27 protein-coding genes are annotated in these 15,608 nt (G+C 61.4%); all 27 read right to left on the minus strand.

Going from position 1 to position 15,608, the window contains the following annotated elements; genetic code table 11:
• Nucleotides 1-67: 67 nt before the first annotated feature.
• The 27 genes from GE253_RS01300 to tuf all read right to left on the minus strand — a co-directional run bounded on the left by GE253_RS01300 (nucleotide 68) and on the right by tuf (nucleotide 15,580).
• Nucleotides 68-1,084, minus strand: coding sequence for a DNA-directed RNA polymerase subunit alpha (locus tag GE253_RS01300; RefSeq protein ID WP_348770755.1), 1,017 nt, complete (start codon nucleotides 1,082-1,084; stop codon nucleotides 68-70).
• 157 nt (nucleotides 1,085-1,241) lie between these two features.
• Entirely contained in the window at nucleotides 1,242-1,637 is a 396-nt protein-coding gene (rpsK, locus tag GE253_RS01305) for a 30S ribosomal protein S11 (RefSeq protein WP_089287538.1), read from the minus strand.
• Between the two features lie 17 nt (nucleotides 1,638-1,654).
• The gene (gene rpsM, locus GE253_RS01310; protein ID WP_089287539.1) at nucleotides 1,655-2,023 is read right to left on the minus strand and encodes a 30S ribosomal protein S13; all 369 of its coding nucleotides are present in this window, start codon (nucleotides 2,021-2,023) and stop codon (nucleotides 1,655-1,657) included.
• 370 nt (nucleotides 2,024-2,393) lie between these two features.
• Nucleotides 2,394-3,038, minus strand: a complete 645-nt coding sequence (locus GE253_RS01315; RefSeq protein ID WP_153202334.1) for an adenylate kinase — start codon at nucleotides 3,036-3,038, stop codon at nucleotides 2,394-2,396.
• Nucleotides 3,035-4,402, minus strand: a complete 1,368-nt coding sequence (secY, locus tag GE253_RS01320) for a preprotein translocase subunit SecY (protein ID WP_153202335.1) — start codon at nucleotides 4,400-4,402, stop codon at nucleotides 3,035-3,037. The genes GE253_RS01315 and secY overlap by 4 nt, the downstream gene beginning before the upstream one ends.
• 326 nt (nucleotides 4,403-4,728) lie before the next feature.
• Complete coding sequence (rplO, locus tag GE253_RS01325) at nucleotides 4,729-5,211, minus strand: 50S ribosomal protein L15 (protein ID WP_153202336.1); 483 nt, start codon at nucleotides 5,209-5,211, stop codon at nucleotides 4,729-4,731.
• A gap of 35 nt (nucleotides 5,212-5,246) precedes the next feature.
• Nucleotides 5,247-5,438 (minus strand): 50S ribosomal protein L30, encoded by a 192-nt coding sequence (rpmD, locus tag GE253_RS01330; RefSeq protein WP_153202337.1) that lies wholly within the window; start codon nucleotides 5,436-5,438, stop codon nucleotides 5,247-5,249.
• Nucleotides 5,439-6,059: a 30S ribosomal protein S5 gene (rpsE, locus tag GE253_RS01335; RefSeq protein WP_153202338.1), complete on the minus strand. Its 621-nt coding sequence runs from the start codon at nucleotides 6,057-6,059 to the stop codon at nucleotides 5,439-5,441.
• A gap of 10 nt (nucleotides 6,060-6,069) precedes the next feature.
• The gene (rplR, locus tag GE253_RS01340; protein WP_153202339.1) at nucleotides 6,070-6,432 is read right to left on the minus strand and encodes a 50S ribosomal protein L18; all 363 of its coding nucleotides are present in this window, start codon (nucleotides 6,430-6,432) and stop codon (nucleotides 6,070-6,072) included.
• Between the two features lie 11 nt (nucleotides 6,433-6,443).
• Nucleotides 6,444-6,977: a 50S ribosomal protein L6 gene (gene rplF / locus GE253_RS01345; RefSeq protein ID WP_153202340.1), complete on the minus strand. Its 534-nt coding sequence runs from the start codon at nucleotides 6,975-6,977 to the stop codon at nucleotides 6,444-6,446.
• A gap of 11 nt (nucleotides 6,978-6,988) precedes the next feature.
• Nucleotides 6,989-7,387 (minus strand): 30S ribosomal protein S8, encoded by a 399-nt coding sequence (gene rpsH / locus GE253_RS01350; RefSeq protein ID WP_089287547.1) that lies wholly within the window; start codon nucleotides 7,385-7,387, stop codon nucleotides 6,989-6,991.
• Nucleotides 7,388-7,400: 13 nt separating this feature from the next.
• Nucleotides 7,401-7,706: a 30S ribosomal protein S14 gene (rpsN, locus tag GE253_RS01355; RefSeq protein ID WP_089287548.1), complete on the minus strand. Its 306-nt coding sequence runs from the start codon at nucleotides 7,704-7,706 to the stop codon at nucleotides 7,401-7,403.
• Nucleotides 7,699-8,259: a 50S ribosomal protein L5 gene (gene rplE / locus GE253_RS01360; protein WP_089287549.1), complete on the minus strand. Its 561-nt coding sequence runs from the start codon at nucleotides 8,257-8,259 to the stop codon at nucleotides 7,699-7,701. Before rplE ends, rpsN begins: the two co-directional genes overlap by 8 nt.
• 8 nt (nucleotides 8,260-8,267) lie before the next feature.
• A complete protein-coding gene (gene rplX, locus GE253_RS01365; RefSeq protein WP_211098329.1) occupies nucleotides 8,268-8,588 on the minus strand; it encodes a 50S ribosomal protein L24 in 321 nt (106 codons plus the stop codon).
• A complete protein-coding gene (rplN, locus tag GE253_RS01370; protein ID WP_029013613.1) occupies nucleotides 8,585-8,953 on the minus strand; it encodes a 50S ribosomal protein L14 in 369 nt (122 codons plus the stop codon). Before rplN ends, rplX begins: the two co-directional genes overlap by 4 nt.
• A gap of 69 nt (nucleotides 8,954-9,022) precedes the next feature.
• The gene (gene rpsQ, locus GE253_RS01375) at nucleotides 9,023-9,271 is read right to left on the minus strand and encodes a 30S ribosomal protein S17 (RefSeq protein ID WP_089287551.1); all 249 of its coding nucleotides are present in this window, start codon (nucleotides 9,269-9,271) and stop codon (nucleotides 9,023-9,025) included.
• 15 nt (nucleotides 9,272-9,286) lie between these two features.
• A complete protein-coding gene (gene rpmC, locus GE253_RS01380) occupies nucleotides 9,287-9,496 on the minus strand; it encodes a 50S ribosomal protein L29 (RefSeq protein ID WP_153202341.1) in 210 nt (69 codons plus the stop codon).
• A complete protein-coding gene (gene rplP, locus GE253_RS01385) occupies nucleotides 9,493-9,918 on the minus strand; it encodes a 50S ribosomal protein L16 (protein ID WP_153202342.1) in 426 nt (141 codons plus the stop codon). The genes rpmC and rplP overlap by 4 nt, the downstream gene beginning before the upstream one ends.
• A gap of 42 nt (nucleotides 9,919-9,960) precedes the next feature.
• The gene (gene rpsC, locus GE253_RS01390; protein ID WP_153202343.1) at nucleotides 9,961-10,638 is read right to left on the minus strand and encodes a 30S ribosomal protein S3; all 678 of its coding nucleotides are present in this window, start codon (nucleotides 10,636-10,638) and stop codon (nucleotides 9,961-9,963) included.
• Entirely contained in the window at nucleotides 10,638-11,036 is a 399-nt protein-coding gene (gene rplV / locus GE253_RS01395) for a 50S ribosomal protein L22 (RefSeq protein WP_089287555.1), read from the minus strand. The genes rpsC and rplV overlap by 1 nt, the downstream gene beginning before the upstream one ends.
• A 2-nt stretch (nucleotides 11,037-11,038) precedes the next feature.
• Nucleotides 11,039-11,317, minus strand: coding sequence for a 30S ribosomal protein S19 (gene rpsS / locus GE253_RS01400; protein WP_029013607.1), 279 nt, complete (start codon nucleotides 11,315-11,317; stop codon nucleotides 11,039-11,041).
• Between the two features lie 11 nt (nucleotides 11,318-11,328).
• Entirely contained in the window at nucleotides 11,329-12,153 is an 825-nt protein-coding gene (gene rplB / locus GE253_RS01405) for a 50S ribosomal protein L2 (RefSeq protein ID WP_153202344.1), read from the minus strand.
• Nucleotides 12,154-12,163: 10 nt separating this feature from the next.
• Complete coding sequence (locus GE253_RS01410) at nucleotides 12,164-12,481, minus strand: 50S ribosomal protein L23 (protein ID WP_089287557.1); 318 nt, start codon at nucleotides 12,479-12,481, stop codon at nucleotides 12,164-12,166.
• Nucleotides 12,478-13,098, minus strand: coding sequence for a 50S ribosomal protein L4 (gene rplD / locus GE253_RS01415; protein WP_153202345.1), 621 nt, complete (start codon nucleotides 13,096-13,098; stop codon nucleotides 12,478-12,480). Before rplD ends, GE253_RS01410 begins: the two co-directional genes overlap by 4 nt.
• A gap of 3 nt (nucleotides 13,099-13,101) precedes the next feature.
• A complete protein-coding gene (rplC, locus tag GE253_RS01420; protein WP_153202346.1) occupies nucleotides 13,102-13,809 on the minus strand; it encodes a 50S ribosomal protein L3 in 708 nt (235 codons plus the stop codon).
• A gap of 73 nt (nucleotides 13,810-13,882) precedes the next feature.
• Complete coding sequence (gene rpsJ / locus GE253_RS01425; RefSeq protein ID WP_029013602.1) at nucleotides 13,883-14,191, minus strand: 30S ribosomal protein S10; 309 nt, start codon at nucleotides 14,189-14,191, stop codon at nucleotides 13,883-13,885.
• Nucleotides 14,192-14,392: 201 nt separating this feature from the next.
• The gene (gene tuf, locus GE253_RS01430; RefSeq protein WP_153202347.1) at nucleotides 14,393-15,580 is read right to left on the minus strand and encodes an elongation factor Tu; all 1,188 of its coding nucleotides are present in this window, start codon (nucleotides 15,578-15,580) and stop codon (nucleotides 14,393-14,395) included.
• Nucleotides 15,581-15,608 lie beyond the last annotated feature (28 nt).

Consider the following 15,608-nt stretch of genomic DNA (forward strand, 5'->3'; position numbering starts at 1 on the left):
GGGTGGGCGGAATGCCCTGGGTAAAACAGGGGGCGGAACCTAGAAGGCTCCGCCCGTAAAATCAAGCTCAGTACGGCTCTTCCAGACGCTTGGCCAGATCCTCGATATTCTCGGGCGGCCAGTTCGGGATTTCCATGCCGAGATGCAGACCCATCTGGGCCAGCACTTCCTTGATCTCGTTCAGCGACTTGCGGCCGAAGTTCGGGGTACGGAGCATCTCCGCCTCGGTCTTCTGCACCAGATCGCCGATATAGACGATATTGTCGTTCTTGAGGCAGTTGGCCGAGCGAACCGACAGTTCCAGCTCGTCCACCTTGCGCAGCAGGTTCTTGTTGAAGGGGATTTCGTCCGCCTTCGACTCGGCCACCGCTGCCTGGGGCTCCTCGAAATTGATGAACATCTGCAGCTGGTCTTGCAGGATACGGGCGGCAATGGCCACCGCATCTTCCGGCGTGACGGCGCCGTTGGTCTCAACGGTCAGCAGCAGCTTGTCATAGTCCGTGGTCTGGCCGACGCGGGTGTTTTCCACCTTGTAGGCGACCTTGGTCACGGGGGAGAAAATGCTGTCCACCGGGATCAGACCGATGGGGGCATCTTCCGGACGGTTCATGGCGGCCGGGACATAGCCCTTGCCGGAATGGACTGTCAATTCCATGTTCAAGCGCGCGCCAGCATCCAGCGTGCAGATCAGGTGATCGGGATCCAGCACCTCGATATCGGCACCGGTATCGATCATGCCAGACGTGACGTTGCACGGGCCTTCAGCGCGCAGCCGCATCCGGCGCGGGCCTTCGGCGCCCATCTTCAGGGCCATCGCCTTGATGTTCAGGACGATGTCGGTCACGTCCTCACGGACGCCCGGGATCGAGGAGAATTCGTGCAGCACACCATCGATATGGATCGAGGTGACGGCAGCGCCCTGCAGGGACGAGAGCAGAACGCGACGCAGGGAATTGCCGAGCGTCAGGCCAAAGCCCCGCTCCAGCGGGCCGGCGACGATGACGGCTTCACGCTTCGGGTCGTTACCCGGCGTGATTTCCAACTTGTTCGGCTTTTCGAGAGTCTGCCAGTTCTTCTGGATCACGGCTATGCCTCTTGCCATCGGGTCAAAGCAACATCCCGGCACACCACGGCCCCAAAGGCTTTCGCCCCTGGGGCCAACCGTTCAATGCGTGGGTGGGCGCGATGGCGTGCGCCCACCTTTCCCGAACGGTGCGGGTGTCGGAATGCCTCGGTCTGGATCAGACGCGGCGCTTCTTCGGCGGACGAACGCCGTTGTGCGGGATCGGCGTCACGTCACGGATGGACGTGATCTGGAAACCGATCGACTGCAGCGCGCGCAGAGCGGATTCACGGCCCGAACCCGGACCCTTGACTTCCACTTCCAGTGTCTTCATGCCGTGTTCCTGTGCCTTGCGGCCAGCGTCCTCGGCAGCCATCTGGGCGGCATAGGGGGTCGACTTACGCGAACCCTTGAAGCCCATGGTGCCCGACGACGACCAGGCAATGGTATTGCCCTGCGCGTCGGTGATGGTGATCATCGTGTTGTTGAAGCTGGCGTTCACGTGAGCGACGCCAGAGGTGATGTTCTTGCGCTCGCGACGACGGAGACGAGCAGCGGCGTTGGGCTTTGCCATTTATCTGGTCTCCCGTCTTACTTCTTCTTGCCGGCGATCGGCTTCGCCGGACCCTTGCGGGTACGGGCGTTGGTGTGCGTGCGCTGACCGCGGACCGGCAGGCCCTTACGGTGACGCAGGCCGCGATAGCAGGCCATGTCCATCAGACGCTTGATGTTCATCGCGGTTTCGCGGCGCAGGTCGCCTTCCACGCGATAATCGGCATCGATGGTTTCGCGGATGCGCAGAACTTCATCGTCGGTCAATTGATTGACACGACGTTCGGCCGGGATCCCGATCTTTTCGCAAATCTCGCTTGCGAACTTCGGGCCAATGCCATGGATGTACTGAAGGGCGATCACCACACGCTTCGCGGTGGGGATGTTCACGCCAGCGATACGCGCCACGTGTCTTCTCCTCGTTATGGTGCGGCGACTGCCGCACCGTCTTCGTCCACATCCCGCCTGCCATACCCGTCACCCGTGGCGGGGCGATCAAGAGGCTTCGGGACATCTCATCCGAAGAAGTCCCGGCGAACCGGGGTCTTCAAATGCCTACGCATGAAAAAACACCGACCCCGGACAGCAGCCCTGGAACGGCGTTCATCATGCACATCCAATCCTGTGACGGATTGAAGGCGCGCAGTATATGCAGACCTTGGCCCAAGTCAAGCTGCACGCCAGGGCAAGCCATGCGACCTTGGCCACCCTCCCCCCGCAAAAGCAAAGGGGCGGAACCTGACGGCCCGCCCCCTGACTTTCACATCTCACTCAACGTTCAGCCGATGATGGCTTCCAGCTGGCGGGTGACCTCATCGATCTCCGCCATGCCATCGACCTGCTGCAACACACCGCGCTCACGGTAATAAGGCAGGATGGGTGCCGTATCACGCTCATAGGCAGCCAGCCGTTTACCGAAGGTCTCGGCATTGTCATCGGCCCGGCGTGTGAACTCCGTGGAGCCACAATTATCGCAGGTGCCGGCCACCTTAGTGGGATGGAACGTGTCGTGATAGCCGGCACCGCACTTCGCACAGGTGAAACGCCCGGTGACGCGGCTGACCAGAGCTGGGCCATCAACCTTCATCTCGATCACATGATCAAGCTTCAGGCCCTTCTCCTCCAGCATGATATCCAGCGCCTGTGCCTGCGGCACGGTGCGCGGGAAACCATCCAGAATGAAACCCTTGGCGCAATCCGGCTGATCGATCCGCTCGGAGATCATCTGGATCATCACCTCGTCCGGCACCAGCTGTCCGGCCTTCATGATGGCGTCGGCCCGCTGGCCCAACGCGGAACCGCTGCGCACGGCGGCGCGCAGCATGTCCCCGGTGGACAGTTGGATGGTGCCGTACTTCTTTTCCAGGCGTTGGGACTGCGTCCCCTTACCGGCCCCCGGCGGCCCCAACAGGATCAGATTCATCCACGTCTCCCACGCAGCTTGGCCTTCTTAATCAGGCCTTCATACTGATGCGCCAGCAGATGGGAGTGAACCTGGGCCACAGTATCCATCGTCACCGTCACCAAGATCAGCAGAGAGGTACCGCCAAAATAGAAGGCGGCACCATATTCTGCCATCAGGATCTCCGGCAGCAGACAGACGACTGTGATATAGGCAGCCCCGATCACCGTCAGACGCGTCAGCACATAGTCCAGATAGTCAGCCGTGTTCTTGCCGGGCCGAATGCCCGGAATGAACCCGCCATATTTCTTCAAATTCTCGGCCGTCTCGGTCGGATTGAAGACGATGGCGGTATAGAAGAAGCTGAAAAACACGATCAGCGAGGTGTAGAGCAGCATGTAGAGCGGCGTGCCATGGGCGACATGGCGGGTCACCATCTCCAGCGCTGTCGACCACCAGGAGCCATTCCCGGCCCCCGCATTGGCACCGGAGAAGCCCACCATGGTCAGCGGCAGCAACAGCAGCGACGAGGCGAAGATCGGCGGAATGACACCGGCGGTATTCAGCTTCAGCGGCAGGTGCGAAGCCTCGCCACCGAACATCTTGTTGCCGACCTGGCGCTTCGGGTACTGCACGATCAGACGGCGCTGCGCACGCTCGAAGAACACAATACCGGTGATGACGACCACCGCCAGCAGCAGCAGCGCAATGATGAACCAGCTGCTCATGGCACCGGTGCGGCCCAGCTCCAGGATCTGGGCGAAAGCACGCGGCAGCGCTGCCACAATACCGGCAAAGATGATCAGCGAAATGCCGTTGCCCACGCCACGCGCGGTAATCTGCTCACCAAGCCACATCAGGAACATCGTGCCGCCCACCATGGTCAGCACGGTTGAGATGCGGAAGAACCAGCCCGGATCAATCACCACCGAGCCGCCGGCTTGGTTCATGCCCTCCAATCCCAGCGCCAGGCCATAGGACTGCACCAGAGCCAGCACCACGGTCAGGTAGCGGGTATATTGGTTGATCTTCTTGCGGCCCGATTCGCCTTCCTTCTTCAAGGTCTCCAGCGTCGGCGACACCGCCGTCATCAGCTGGATGATGATCGAGGCGGAGATATAGGGCATGATGTTGAGCGCAAAAATGCTCATACGTTCCACGGCACCGCCGGCGAACATATTGAACATGCCCAGAATGCCGCCCGCCTGATTGGCGAAGAAGCTGGAAAAGGCGCCGCTATTGATGCCCGGCAGCGGGATATAGGTTCCCAACCGGTAGACGATCAACGCCCCCAGGGTGAACCAAATCCGCTTCTTCAATTCAGTGGCCTTGGAGAAGGCACCGAAATTGATATTGGCGGCAAGTTGCTCGGCAGCTGATGCCATGAAAGGCCCCTTGAAGTCGCACACCCGGCCGGCACATCCGGCCACTCTTAAATATGGCTTTGAACAGGGCCAGCGCGTCGCGGTCAACATGAAAGTGACATGAGGGGGTATTAAGCGCGCGTTAAATCACGCCCGCCAGTTCCGCCGCAGCCTGCTTCCATACTCCCTTTATCGCTTAACCATATTCGGGACGGGGGTCAATGCGACAAGTGCCACCCGGTACCATGGCCGCATGGCGCTGACCGCATAGGGCATGAGGATCGCCCAAATGAAACAAGGCCCCGGGTTGCCCCGGAGCCCTGCTCCAACATCGACACTGACGTCGATCAGGCTTCAGTGGCTTCTTCTGCCGCCGCAACCTTCACACTGCCACCGGCCGCTTCAACAGCGGCGATAGCGCCAGCCGAAGCGCCAGCCACGTCGAACGTGGCCTTGGCAGTGATCGTGCCCTTGTTCAGCAGACGCACGCCATCACGGGCGGCGCGAACCAGACCGGCCGCAACCAACACGTCGGCGGTGATCGTCTCGGCAACGTTCAGGCGACCATCTTCAATGGCCTTCTGCACGGAGCCGACATTGACCACAGCGTAGTCCTTGGCGAACGGCACGTTCGAGAAACCGCGCTTCGGCAGACGGCGATGCAGAGGCATCTGGCCGCCTTCGAAGCCCTTGATCGAGACGCCCGTACGGGACTTCTGACCCTTAACGCCACGGCCACCGGTCTTGCCCTTGCCGGACCCGATGCCGCGACCGATACGCATGCGACCCTTGCGGGCGCCTTCGTTTTCGCGGATTTCGTTGAGCTTCATGGTGTCTATCCTTCAAGCCGTATCGAGGGAGCCTCTTACGAGGCCTCCTCGACGCGCACGAGGTGCCGAACCTTGTTAATCATCCCGCGAACGGAGGGGGTATCCTCCAACTCACGGGTGCGGTTCAGCTTGTTCAGACCCAGGCCGATCAGGGTGGCGCGCTGGTCGCCCTGGCGACCGATCGGGCTACCGATCTGGGTCACGACGATGGTGGTCTTCTCAGCCATTTACGCGGCCTCCTTCTCACCTTCGCGCTTGCCGAGAATATCGGAAACGCGACGGCCACGACGGGCGGCCACTGCACGCGGGCTGACGCACTGCGCCAGGGCGTCGAAGGTCGCCTTGATCATGTTGTGCGGGTTGGAGGTGCCGACCGACTTGGTCACCACGTCCGCCACGCCCAGGGCTTCGAAGATGGCGCGCATCGGGCCACCGGCGATGATACCGGTACCCGGCGGGGCTGCACGCAGCACGACCTTGCCGGCACCGAAGTGACCGTACACATCGTGATGCAACGTGCGACCTTCGCGCAGCGGCACGCGGATCATGGACCGCTTGGCCTGATCGGTGGCCTTACGGATGGCTTCCGGCACTTCACGGGCCTTGCCCGAGCCGACACCGACGCGACCCTTGGCGTCACCAACAACGACAATGGCGGCGAAGCCGAAGCGACGACCACCCTTGACCACCTTGGCGACACGATTGATCCCGACGAGTTTCTCGACGAGATCGTCGCCTTCGCGCTCCTCACGACGATCGCGGTTATCGCCACGATCGCGGCGTTCGCCACGATCGCGGTTACGCCGCTCACCCTCGCCGCCGGCCGCGCTGTTCTCATTACGAGCCATTGCTACCCCCTTAGAACTGCAGGCCGGCTTCGCGGGCGGCGTCGGCCAAAGCCTTCACACGACCGTGAAACAGATACTGACCGCGATCGAACACGACGGCGCTCACACCCTTGGCCAGGGCACGTTCGGCAATCAGCTTGCCGACGGCCTTGGCCGCATCGATATCCGCGCCGGTCTTGAGGGCGTCGCGGAGATCCTTGTCCAGGGTCGAGGCAGCGGCGAGCGTGTGGCCCGCCGTGTCGTCGATGATCTGGGCATAGATGTGCTGGCTCGACCGGAAGACCGAGAGACGAACGCGACCACCCGCGAACTTGCGGATCCGGGTGCGCACCCGCGCCTTGCGACGCTGGTTGAGATCCTGTTGCTTGCTCATCGACGACCGCCTTACTTCTTCTTGCCTTCTTTGCGGACGATGATCTCGTTCTCATACTTCACACCCTTGCCCTTGTAGGGCTCAGGCGGACGATAAGAACGGATCTCCGCAGCGATCTGACCCACCTGCTGCTTGTCAGCACCAGAGATCGAGATGGAGGTGGGCTTCTCGCACTTCATCGTGATACCCGCGGGAATCGGGTAACGGATGTCGTGGCTGAAGCCCAGGTTCAACACCAGCTCCGAACCAGCAACGGCGGCCTTGTAGCCGACGCCGGTGATTTCGAGATTCTTGGTGAAGCCCTTCTCCACACCGGTCACCAGATTGGCAAGGTTGGTGCGGGCGGTGGCCCAATTCTGACGAGCGCGAACCGTTTCGTTGCGCGGAGCGACGACAAGCTTGCCATCCTCCAGCTTCGCTTCGATCTCGTCGATAAGGAGGAGGCTGAGCTGACCCAGCTTACCCTTGGCGGTGACAGTCTGACCGGTGACCTGAACGGTTACCCCGGCCGGAACCGGCACCGGATGCTTTCCGATACGCGACATGGCCGTGCTCCTTAGAACACCTTGCAGAGGACTTCACCGCCAACATTGGCGGCGCGGGCCTCGTTGTCAGACATGACGCCGCGTGGCGTCGAGAGGATCGCAATACCCAGCCCGTTATACACGCGCTGAAGATCGGCGATCTTGGAGTAAATCCGGCGGCCCGGCTTGGAAACGCGATGCACTTCCTTAATAACCGGTTCACCTTCGTGATACTTCAGCTCGATGCGAAGATTGCTCACACCGGGCTTCACATCCTCAACGGAATAACCGCGGATGTAGCCTTCGCGCTTCAAAACTTCCAGCACATTGGTGCGGAGCTTGGAGGCCGGGCTGCTAACGACCGACATGCGGGCTTTCTGACCGTTACGAATACGAGTCAGCATATCGCCCAGGGGATCGCTCAGGTTCATTACCCGACCCTCCTTACCAGCTGGACTTGGTCATGCCCGGGATCTGGCCATTGCTGGCAAGATCACGCAGGGCGACGCGGCAGAGACGGAACTTGCGATAGAAGGCGCGCGGACGCCCCGTCAGTTCGCAACGATTCCGGATGCGGGTGCGGCTGCCATTACGGGGCAACTGCGCCAGCTTCAGCACGGCCGCGAAACGCTCGTCATCGGGCAGATCACGGTTGCGGGCGGTCGCCTTGAGGGCGGCGCGCTTTTCGCGGTGCTTCGCCGCCAGCTCGGTGCGACGCTTGTTCTTCTCGACAGAGCTCTTCTTAGCCATGATTCCCCGCCTCCCCGATGAACGGCATCTGGAAAGCCTTGAGGAGAGCCTTGGCTTCCTTGTCGGTCTCAGCCGTCGTCACGAAGATGATGTCCATGCCCCGGATTTCATCGATCTTGTCGTAATCGATTTCCGGGAAAATGATCTGTTCCTTCAGACCCATGGCGTAGTTCCCCCGGCCATCGAAGCTGGTCGCCGGGATACCGCGAAAGTCGCGGACGCGGGGCAGCGCGATGGTGACCAGACGGTCCAGGAACTCGTACATGCGGTCACGGCGCAGGGTCACCTTGCAACCGATCGGCATACCTTCACGCAGCTTGAACTGCGCGATGGACTTGCGGGCCTTGGTGATCACGGGCTTCTGACCGGTGATCGCAGCCAGCTCAGCGGCGGCGGCGTTCACCTTCTTGCTGTCGCCGGCGGCTTCGCCGACACCCATGTTGATGACGATCTTTTCCAGGCTCGGAATCTGCATGTCGTTGGCGTAGTTAAACTCCGCCTTCAACTTGGCCCGGATGACCGTATCGTACTGTTCCTTCAGACGGGCAGCCATTGTGCGCCTCACTGGTCGATCACTTCACCGGAAGCCTTGGCGAAGCGGACCTTGCGGCCGTCCTCCAGGGTCCGGAAGCCAACGCGGGTCGGCTTGTTGGTCTTCGGGTCGATGTGCGCAACGTTGGACACGTCCAGCGCAGCTTCGATCTCGACGATGCCGCCCTGCTGCATCGGGGTCTGACGCTGGTGCTTCTTCACCAGGTTGACACCGCGCACCTTGACGCGACCTTCGGTCGGCAGCACTTCGATGACTTCGCCCGTCTTGCCCTTGTCCTTGCCAGCGATGACAACGACACGGTCATTCTTGCGGATCTTCGCAGCCATCAGAGCACCTCCGGCGCCAGCGAAATGATCTTCATGAACTTCTTACCGCGCAGCTCACGAGTGACCGGCCCGAAGATACGGGTACCGATCGGCTCACCCTGCTTGTTGATCAGCACGGCAGCATTGCGGTCGAAGCGGATGACGGAACCGTCTTCACGACGCAGTTCCTTGGCGGTGCGAACGATGACGGCGCGATGCACATCACCCTTCTTCACGCGGCCGCGCGGAATCGCTTCCTTCACCGACACGACGATAACATCGCCGATGGCGGCGAAGCGACGACCTGCGCCGCCCAACACCTTGATGCACTGCACCCGGCGCGCGCCGCTATTGTCGGCGACCTCCAGGTTGGTTTGCATCTGAATCATGGAATATCTTCCTTATGTATTCAGCTGTTTTGGCCAATGAAGACCGGCGGCCGAAGCCGCCGGGTTCAATCAGCCGTTGTCGGCGACCGGGGTCGCCAGCACGGTCCACCGCTTGGACTTGGAAATCGGACGGCATTCTTCGATCTGGACAGTGTCCCCGATCTTGACGCTGTTCGACTCGTCGTGAGCGGCGTACTTCTTGGACTGCTTGATGAACTTCTTATACACGGGGTGCATAACGCGGCGCTCGACCAGTACAGTGACGGTCTTGTCAGCCTTGTCGGACACCACGGTACCCTGCAGGACGCGACGGGGCATCTTGTAACCCCTCCCTTAGGACGCGGCGGCAGCAGACGAGGTCTGCTGGCCGAGAATGGTCTTGATGCGGGCGATATCGCGACGCACCTCACGAACCCGCGCCGTGTTCTCCAGCTGGCCAGAGGCCTTCTGGAAACGCAGGTTGAACTGTTCCTTCTTGAGCGAGAGGAGCTGATCGTTCAGCTCGTCCGCGCTCTTGGCCCGAAGGTCGGTAGCCTTCGTCATGCCTCACCCCCTTCACCCATACGGGTGACCATACGCACCTTGATCGGCAGCTTTGCAGCGGCCAGTTCGAAGGCGCGCTTGGCGAGATCCGCCGGCACACCGTCGAGTTCAAACATGATACGCCCCGGCGCAACGCGGGCCGCCCAGAATTCGGGCGAACCCTTACCGGAACCCATTCGCACTTCGGCCGGCTTGGACGAAACGGGCAGATCCGGGAATATCCGGATCCACACGCGGCCCTGACGGCGCAGGTGACGGGTGATGGCGCGACGCGCAGATTCAATCTGACGTGCCGTAATACGCGCCGGCTCGACAGCTTTCAAGCCGAAAGCGCCGAAATTCAGCGTGGTGCCGCCCTTGGACGCGCCGTGAATACGGCCCTTGTGCGCCTTGCGGTACTTAGTACGCTTCGGACTCAGCATGGCATGTAGCCTTCTCTATATCCCTGCCAGTATCCGGACGTCTCAGCGGGCCGAGGTCTGATCCGCGGCGCGCTTGTCCTGCGCCATCGGATCGTGAGCCAGGACTTCGCCCTTGAACACCCAAACCTTGACACCGCAGGTGCCGTAGGTGGTCATCGCGGTACCAACACCATAATCGATGTCAGCGCGCAGCGTGTGCAGCGGCACGCGGCCTTCACGGTACCATTCGATACGCGCAATCTCAGCCCCGCCCAGACGGCCGGAGCAGTTGATACGAATACCCTGGGCACCCAGACGCATGGCGGACTGCACGGCGCGCTTCATAGCGCGACGGAAAGCCACACGGCGTTCCAGCTGGCTGGCGATGTTCTCGGCGATCAGACGCGCGTCCAGTTCCGGCTTGCGGATCTCGACGATGTTCAGATTCACCTCGGAACCGGCCATCTTCGACAGTTCGGAGCGCAGCTTTTCGATGTCTGCGCCCTTCTTGCCGATCACCACGCCCGGACGGGCGGTGTGGATGGTCACGCGGGCCTTCTTAGCCGGACGCTCGATCACCACGCGGCTGACACCAGCGGCCTGCAGGCGAGCCTGCAGGTACTTGCGCAGACGCAGATCCTGGTGCAGCAGCTTGGCATAGTCGCGATCAGCGAACCAGCGGCTGTCCCAGGTGCGGTTGATACCGACGCGAAGGCCGATCGGATTGACTTTCTGACCCATTACTCAGCGGCCTCCCCGGCCTTCTCCTCGACGCGCTCACGAACGATCACGGTCAGGTTGCTGAACAGCTTTTCGACGCGAGCCCCACGACCGCGAGCGCGGGCATGGAAACGCTTCATAACCAGGGCCTTGCCCACGGAAGCGTGCGAGACGAAAAGACGATCAACATCCAGCTGGTGGTTATTCTCGGCGTTCGCGATAGCGGACTGGAGAACCTTCTTCACCTCACCGGCGATGCGGCGCTTGGAGAATGTAAGAAGGGCGACGGCTTCACCAGCGGACTTTCCACGGATCAGCTGTGCAACCAGGTTCAGCTTCTGCGGGCTCGTGCGGATCATTCCGCCGAACGCCGAGGCCTCAGTCTCGCTGAGGCGCCGCTCTGCAGCAGGCTTGCCCATGATTACTTCCTCTTCGCCTTCTTGTCGGCCGCGTGGCCATAGAACGTCCGGGTCGGCGAGAATTCACCGAACTTGTGACCGATCATGTTCTCAGTCACCAGCACCGGCAGGAACTTCTGGCCGTTGTAGACGCCAAAGGTCAGACCAACGAAATGCGGCAGAATGGTGGAACGACGCGACCAGATCTTGATGATCTCGTTGCGGCCGGACGCACGCGCCTTGTCTGCCTTCTTCAACAGGTAGCCGTCTACGAACGGCCCCTTCCAAACGGAACGAGTCACGGCAGCACTCCTTACTTAGCGCGACGACGGATAATGAGCTTATCCGTGGCCTTGTTCTGACGCGTCTTCTTGCCCTTAGTCGGCTTGCCCCACGGGGTGACCGGATGACGACCACCGGAGCTGCGGCCTTCACCACCACCATGCGGGTGGTCGATCGGGTTCATGGCAACACCACGAACTGACGGACGCTTGCCCAGCCAACGATTACGACCGGCCTTGGCGATCACAATGTTGGACTGATCGGGGTTGGAGACGGCGCCGATCGTGGCCATGCACTCGCCGCGGACCATGCGCAGCTCGCCCGAGGGCAGCTTCAGCTGAGCATAGCCCTGGTCGCGACCGACCAGCTGCAGGTAGGTGCCAGCGGAACGCGCCAGCTGACCGCCCTTGCCCGCCTTCAACTCCACATTGTGCACGATCGTGCCAACGGGGATGTTCTTCAGCGGCATGGCGTTGCCGGGCTTCACGTCCACCTTTTCACCAGCGATGATCACATCGCCGGCCTTCAGGCGCTGCGGCGCCAGAATATAGGAGAGCGTGCCGTCCTCGTACTTCACCAGAGCGATGAAGCCGGTACGGTTGGGATCGTATTCCAGACGCTCAACCGTCGCCGGCATGTCGAACTTGCGACGCTTGAAGTCGACGATACGGTAGGTGCGCTTGTGACCGCCGCCGATACGGCGGGCAGTGATACGACCCGTGTTGTTACGGCCGCCCGAGGAGGAAAGACCCTCGGTCAGCATCTTGACGGGCTTGCCCTTGTACAGCTCGGAGCGATCCACCATAACCAGCTGGCGGAGGCTCGGCGTAATGGGACGGAAAGTCTTCAGTGCCATCGCTCTGTCCTCACACCCCGGTGGTCACGTCGATCGTGCTGCCCTCGGCGAGGGTGACCACGGCCTTCTTGTAGTCCGACCGGCGACCGATCGTCCCACGGAAGCGCTTGGTCTTCCCCTTGACCACAACGGTGTTAACCGCCGTGACCTTCACCTTGAACAGGCCTTCGACCGCGGCCTTGATTTCCGGCTTCTTCGCATCCAGACGCACCTTAAAGGTGACCTGGTTATGCTCGGAGCCCATGGTGGCCTTCTCGGTGATCACGGGCGCGACGATCAGATCGTACATGCGCTCGGCCGAGACAATCGTCTTCTTGGCAGTGCTCATTTCAGGCGAGCCTCCAGCTGCTCGACGGCATTACGCGTCAGGACGAGAACGTCCTTGCGCAGAATGTCGTACACGTTGGCGCCCTGCTCCGGCAGCACATCGATGTGCGGGATGTTGCGAGCGGCGCGGGTGAACTGCTCGTTCAGGTTCGCACCGTCGATGATCAGAGCAGAGGTCAGGCCCAGGGCCTGCAACTGGCCGAACAGCACCTTGGTCTTGTGCGTTTCGGTGACAGCGCTCTCCAGAACGACCAGCTTGCCTTCGGCAGCCTTGACCGACAGAGCGGTCTTCAGCGCCAGCTTGCGGACCTTCTTGGTCATGTCATGTTCGTGGGAACGAACGACCGGCCCGAAAATGCGCGCACCGCCACGGAACTGCGGCGAGCGCAGCGAGCCCTGACGAGCACGGCCGGTGCCCTTCTGACGCCACGGCTTCTTCGTGGTGCCGGAAATGTCGGAAATGCCCTTGGTCTTGTGCGTACCGGCGCGGCGCTTGGCGAGCTGCCACAGCACCATGCGCGCCAGGATGTCCTGACGAGAAGGCAGGCCGAACACGTCTTCCGACAGCTCGATCTCGCCAACGGTCTCGTTCTTCAGGTTCTTAACGGACGTCTTCATTTATCAGCCCTCCTGCGCCGCAGGAGCTTCGGCCGCCGGGGCACGGAAAGCGCCGGGGAACGGCACGCCCTCGGGCAGCTTCTTCTTGACGGCATCCTTGACCAGGACGAAAGCGCCCTCATGGCCCGGGACGGCGCCCTTGACCAGGATCAGACCGCGTTCGGCATCAACCGACACGACCTTCAGATTCTGCACAGTCACGGTCTCGGAACCGAGTTGACCGGGCATCTTCTTGTTCTTGAAGGTCTTACCGGGATCCTGGCGACCACCGGTGGAACCGATGGAGCGGTGCGACACGGACACACCGTGGGTCGCGCGCAGACCACCGAAATTCCAGCGCTTCATACCGCCGGCAAAACCCTTACCGAGGGTCGTGCCCTGCACGTCGACGAACTGGCCGGCAACGAAATGATCCGCGGTCAGCTCAGCACCAACCTCGATCAGGTTGGCGGGCTCGACGCGGAATTCCACGAGCTTCTTCTTCGGCTCGACCTTGGCCCGGGCGAACACCTCACGCTGGGCCTTGGCGACGTTCTTCACCTTGGCCTTGACGGCACCGAGCTGGAGGGCGGTGTAGCCATCCTTCTCTTCCGTCTTGTGGGCGACGACCTGGACCTGGTCCAGCTTCAGCACAGTCACCGGCACGCTTTCGCCTTCATCGGTGAAGACGCGGGTCATGCCGACCTTCTGCGCGATCAATCCGGATCGCATCTGTTTTCTCCTCACTCGGGACATCCTCAGGATCGGGAGAGGTCCCGTACGCACAAAACCAGGTACTTAACTCTTACAGCTTGATTTCGACGTCGACGCCGGCGGCGAGATCGAGCTTCATCAGCGCATCCACGGTCTGCGGCGTCGGATCGACGATGTCGAGCAGGCGCTTGTGGGTGCGGATTTCGAACTGCTCCCGCGACTTCTTGTCGATGTGCGGGCTGCGGTTGACCGTGAACTTTTCCAGCTGCGTGGGCAGCGGAATCGGACCGCGGACGCGCGCACCGGTCCGCTTTGCGGTGTTGACGATCTCGCTGGTGCTTTGGTCGAGCACGCGATGATCAAACGCCTTCAGGCGGATCCGGATATTCTGATTGTCCATGTCCTAGACCCCAAAAAGAGCAGGGTTTATACCCAAAGAAGGAGCCGGCCCCAAGCACTTTCGGGCCGGCTCCTTCACATTGCTGTAATGCGTCGTCATGCGACCGACCTTTCGCCCCAGCCATCACAGCTGAGAGCGGAAGATCGGTCGCCAACGCCGCCGTACTAAGTCCCGATGGGACGGGCCCATCGGGACGCAGTATTACTTGACGATCTTCGACACAACGCCAGCGCCGACGGTGCGGCCGCCTTCACGGATGGCGAAGCGCAGGCCTTCGTCCATGGCGATCGGGGCGATCAGCTTCACGGCGAAGCGGATATTGTCGCCCGGCATCACCATTTCCGTGCCTTCCGGCAGGGTCACCGAACCCGTCACGTCCGTGGTACGGAAGTAGAACTGCGGACGGTAATTGGCGAAGAACGGGGTGTGACGGCCGCCTTCTTCCTTGGTCAGGATATAGGTCTCGGCTTCGAAGTCCGTGTGCGGCTTGATCGAACCCGGCTTGGCCAGAACCTGACCGCGCTCAACGTCTTCACGCTTCGTGCCGCGCAGCAGCGCACCAATGTTATCGCCAGCCTGGCCCTGGTCCAGCAGCTTGCGGAACATTTCAACGCCGGTCACCGTCGTCTTCACCGTGTCCTTCAGACCGACGATTTCAACTTCTTCACCGACCTTGACGATACCCTTCTCAACGCGACCGGTCACCACGGTGCCACGGCCCGAGATCGAGAACACGTCTTCGATCGGCATCAGGAACGGCAGGTCAACCGGACGCTCCGGCTGCGGGATGTAACGGTCAACCTCGGCCATCAGCTTCAGAACAGCTTCGCGGCCGATTTCCGGCTGCGTGTCGTTCAGGGCGCAAACGGCAGAGCCGGGAACGATCGGAATATCGTCGCCGGGGAAGCCATAGGAAGACAGCAGCTCGCGCAGTTCCAGCTCGACCAGCTCAACCAGATCCGGATCGGCCAGATCCATCTTGTTCAGGAACACCACCAGCGCCGGCACGCCGACCTGACGGGCCAGCAGGATGTGCTCGCGCGTCTGCGGCATCGGGCCGTCAGCGGCAGAGCAAACCAGGATCGCGCCGTCCATCTGGGCGGCACCGGTGATCATGTTCTTCACATAGTCGGCGTGGCCCGGGCAGTCCACGTGCGCATAGTGACGGTTGTCCGTCTCATACTCAACGTGTGCGGTCGAGATCGTGATACCACGAGCCTTCTCTTCCGGGGCCTTGTCGATCTGGTCATAGGCGGTGAAGGTCGCGCCGCCCTTCTCGGCCAGAACCTTAGTGATCGCCGCGGTCAGCGACGTCTTGCCGTGGTCAACGTGGCCGATCGTGCCGATGTTGCAGTGCGGCTTCGTCCGCTCAAACTTTGCCTTCGCCATTTTCTCGTCCTCTATTCAATCGGTTTAC

It is taken from the genome of Niveispirillum sp. SYP-B3756 (assembly GCF_009495745.1).
GTDB lineage: Bacteria > Pseudomonadota > Alphaproteobacteria > Azospirillales > Azospirillaceae > Niveispirillum.